The following is a 3,709-nucleotide window of genomic DNA, read 5'->3' as shown; positions in this document are numbered from 1 at the left end:
CTCGTTTACCCGTCACTCGCATCCCGCAACTGCTCTTCAAATTATTCGAAGACTTAGCTTTTGGTTCTCCCCCTTGAACACCGGACTATTGTGAGTGATGGTGTTAATAAAAGGGGGAGTTAGAGGGGGTTGCTAGCGATGCCTAACCAACCCCTCCCAGCCTCCCCTTATATTGATATTTTCTGCCAAGTAACAGTCGTGATAAATGGGAGGAGCTAAAAGCACAACAACCATCTTCTTCTCCTCGCTCTTAATCTCTTCGCTACTCGTTTACCCGTCACTCGAATCCCGCAACTGCTCTTCAAATTATTCTAAGACTTAGCTTTTGGTCCTCCCCCTTGAACACCGGACTATTGTGAGTGATGGTGTTAATAGAAGGGGGAGTTAGAGGGGGTTGCTAGCGATGCCTAACCAACCCCTCCCAGCCTCCCCTTGTATAGGATATTTTTTGCCAAGTAACAGTCGTGATAAAGGGGAGGAGCTAAAAGCACCACTCTCACTTTATTTTCCTCACCTTTCGAATCCCGCATCTGCTCTTAAGCTTTTATCTTCAAAACAGGACACGCCTTATTCACGCCCCAATCTTTATGCCCCTTAACATTCTCATCTGAAATCAAGAACTGCTCTTGCAGTGCAGCCATCAAACCAAACAGTGCCTTGCGCTGCGCAAGTGTGAAGTTATCTTCTGGTTGCAGCTCGGCATTACAACCGCCAACCAAACAAACCCCAATATTGCCCTTGTTGTGTCCTTTCACATGCGCGCCAGTTTGCGACAGCGGCCTGCCCAATTGGACATCCCCATTGCGACGAATAACAAAGTGATACCCCACATCGCGCCAGCCTTTCTTTTTATGCCATCGACGAATCTCGGCTACGCCTACATCTTGCTGTGGCGGCGTGGCGCTGCAATGCACAGTAATAAAGGAATATGGCGGGCAATGAGGTAAGCGGAGTAAAACCGAAACCAGGCTGAATGAATAGGATGCTGAAGGTAAACAAGGATCTAACGAAGGGATAAGCTCCATCTTGCTAGCCTGCTCTTCCGAATCAATTCGTTCTTTGGTGTCAGCCCGCTCTGGCAAAACAGACGCTTCTAACGGCTGATTTGGAACTCGATCAGTTGCTGGTGGAGTGTTTGACAAAATAAATCCTCGTGTTGTTGTAAATAGGCGATTAAAGACGTTGATAGCGATTCATTTAAATCAGGGTGCAATGCGATGTGTTGTCGCAAACTTTCTTCTACGGTTTTTGCATAACCAGAGTGATGACGGACATAGCGTAAATACATCACGTAATAACCCAGTGGCACTTCACGCCGCGATCGGCTGATCATCCAGCAAATATCGTCATAGCTGGGGGTGTCACCGCATTCATCCTCATTAAAATAACAACCTTCCAAATGGCTTTCTTTATAACCGTTAACTTCATAGCTCAGTACTTGGCCAAACCCATCACTATCACTAAAAAATAACGGCTGACGTGATTGAGTGAGGGAGTTAGCACGGCACTCGATGCTCGCCATTCCGGGTTGATACGCTGAAATAAAAAGAGAAACTATCGCCTTCATTAAGCACCTTATTGCTGCATGGGGAGGGCAATGTACTTCAACATTCTTGATTGGGGTTGGCGGGAATAACACGAAAACAGAGGAATACAGAAAAATGAGAGGTGCTTCGAAAAGCCATTGCTTAATAAGGTTGATGTTGCATATCTATCCGAGGCGATTAACCAAACATCTTTTCTTACAACTTATCTCATGGGCCTTTTGCCCCTAAAGCGCCAAAAAGTGTTGTTAATGCTTCTGTATATCAATGGATTTCTATACGAATGACTAATTAACAAGGAGCGTTAACCATGTGTGTTTCTCTAATTCTTTCTTTCATCCCATTAAAAACTGGCTCGCCAATAAGCAAGTTAGTGCTATTGAAATTAGCCGATAACGCAGACGCGCGCGGCGTGTGTTTCCCATCCTTAAATTACTTAGCGCAATATTGCGAAGTGTCGGTAAGAACCGTGAAACGACACGTTAACGAGCTCGAAAAACAAGGTTTTGTGAAGCGGATAAAGCGCTTTGATGATTCAGGACGCCAGCGCAGCAACATATATCAGCTGCGCCTTCCCAGCGACAGCCACATTCAGCAGACCGATCTAGCCCAAGCGAATCAAGAGAACACGAATGTAGAACAAACAGGTTTACCGTCAGCTTCGTCGGAATATCCACAGAAGACAGAACATGCGAAGAAAACCGACCATTCAGACACTCCCCTGGGTGACTCAAGATCCAACACGGAGAGTGATCATCTGGCACACATAATCTTTCATAAAGAACATAAAACAGAGTTGATCTTGAAAAACGGCCTCTTGGATGACACCGATGTTCTTGATCCCCAAAGCGGTTCTGAACAACATGAGGTATCGACACCTCAAGCCACCACTACTCCAATAAGCCAACAGAATGAAGTCGTGATTCACCTGCTCACCAAAGAGGGCTGCGCGCCGATTTATCATGAGTTCACCACCATATTAGAGCGCACCTACCCAAAGTTAGATGTGCTGCAAGAACTGCATGCCATGCAAGCCTGGCTGTACATCAACCCCGATAAGCGCAAACCCTTTGAGCACATTGGTCACTTTGTGAATGGCTGGCTAAGAAGAAGCGCCCAAGCCAAAGCGAAGCGAGACTCATCGCCAGTCTTTAAGCAGGCTAGAGCGGCTAAGCAAACAAAAGCGGCTAAACCAGCAAGGGCTTCTGCTTCTACATCGACCAAGGAAGCTAAAACCCAACCGGCAGCCAAGACCATGGTTCACAAACAACCCACGCCCGTCTCTCAGGCCCTAGCGGACTACCAAGCCAAAAGCACCACCAATCCGTTCGAAGCACGTATCAAGGCCCTAGTTCAATCCAAATCGCCCTGCACGGATTCTAAAAAGTGACCATTCGATTATTCACAGACGAAGCGCTTGTTCACACAGCCAAAGCTATTAAAAAAATAGCTTAGAAAACCAAGATCTTAGGAAACCAAAAGGCTAGGGAAGACCAAGCGCGAATACAGACAAAAAACGTCAAGATACAAAAGTAGAATTAGGGAGAGGGCAAATGGACGATATCAGCCTAAAAAAACTGACAACGGAAGAAAAAGTCACCATTTTAGAAAAAGAGATAGCGCGAGTAGAAGGACGCATTGGCGAGTTCTTGAAACTGCTGGTTAAGCACTACCCACAAGGGCTAACACGTACCGAGATTAAAGCGTTATTGGCGGTAAACAATAACCCGAGCTTCGTCTCGCTATACCGAAACGGCAATATTTTCATTGATATAGAAAAGCGCTACTGCGACGCAGCACAAGAAAACCGCTACTTCATAGGAACCCAGTTCCTACAAGACGTACAATGCTCCCGCTGGGTCAATGCTTTGTGAAGCCTTGTCAGAATTAGGTAAATTGCAAACTGGTCAATATGCACTTGATTTGCTAGACTACGCAGCAAATTAAAACCGTATGAAAAACGCATAAAGCGAACAAATTGCACTATTGCCTTTAGGAGCCAAACCTAAGGGCGGTAGCGTACCCAAATGTGGGTGGCTAGCCCAGGGCAAGATCATGAAAAACCCATATGGAATAAGGGGTAGCGTGAAGTGATGTTTCCACTAATTTGTACACTTAAGTCACAACAAATTCAATACATTCAAGATCGATTTGATGATCAGATT

4 protein-coding genes are annotated in these 3,709 nt (G+C 45.8%); 2 read left to right on the top strand and 2 right to left on the bottom strand.

The genetic code is table 11. The annotated features are described in order from the left end of the window. Positions 1-536: 536 nt before the first annotated feature. The gene (locus tag AB4133_RS21800; protein WP_102320644.1) at positions 537-1,082 is read right to left on the bottom strand and encodes an N-acetylmuramoyl-L-alanine amidase; all 546 of its coding nucleotides are present in this window, start codon (positions 1,080-1,082) and stop codon (positions 537-539) included. 11 nt (positions 1,083-1,093) lie between these two features. Then, the gene (locus AB4133_RS21795) at positions 1,094-1,567 is read right to left on the bottom strand and encodes a hypothetical protein (RefSeq protein ID WP_372225734.1); all 474 of its coding nucleotides are present in this window, start codon (positions 1,565-1,567) and stop codon (positions 1,094-1,096) included. Positions 1,568-1,854: 287 nt separating this feature from the next. Between AB4133_RS21795 and AB4133_RS21790 the strand changes: the two genes are divergently transcribed. Both AB4133_RS21790 and AB4133_RS21785 read left to right on the top strand, forming a co-directional pair. Further along, entirely contained in the window at positions 1,855-2,934 is a 1,080-nt protein-coding gene (locus tag AB4133_RS21790) for a helix-turn-helix domain-containing protein (protein ID WP_372225732.1), read from the top strand. Between the two features lie 163 nt (positions 2,935-3,097). Next, a complete protein-coding gene (locus AB4133_RS21785; protein WP_372225729.1) occupies positions 3,098-3,418 on the top strand; it encodes a hypothetical protein in 321 nt (106 codons plus the stop codon). Positions 3,419-3,709: the final 291 nt, after the last annotated feature.

Origin of the sequence: Vibrio sp. 10N.286.52.F8, assembly GCF_041468745.1 — a bacterium.
GTDB classification, from domain to species: domain Bacteria; phylum Pseudomonadota; class Gammaproteobacteria; order Enterobacterales; family Vibrionaceae; genus Vibrio; species Vibrio crassostreae_C.
The sequence above is the reverse complement of the archived record's forward strand: the minus strand, read 5'-3'. Positions and strand labels throughout refer to the sequence as shown.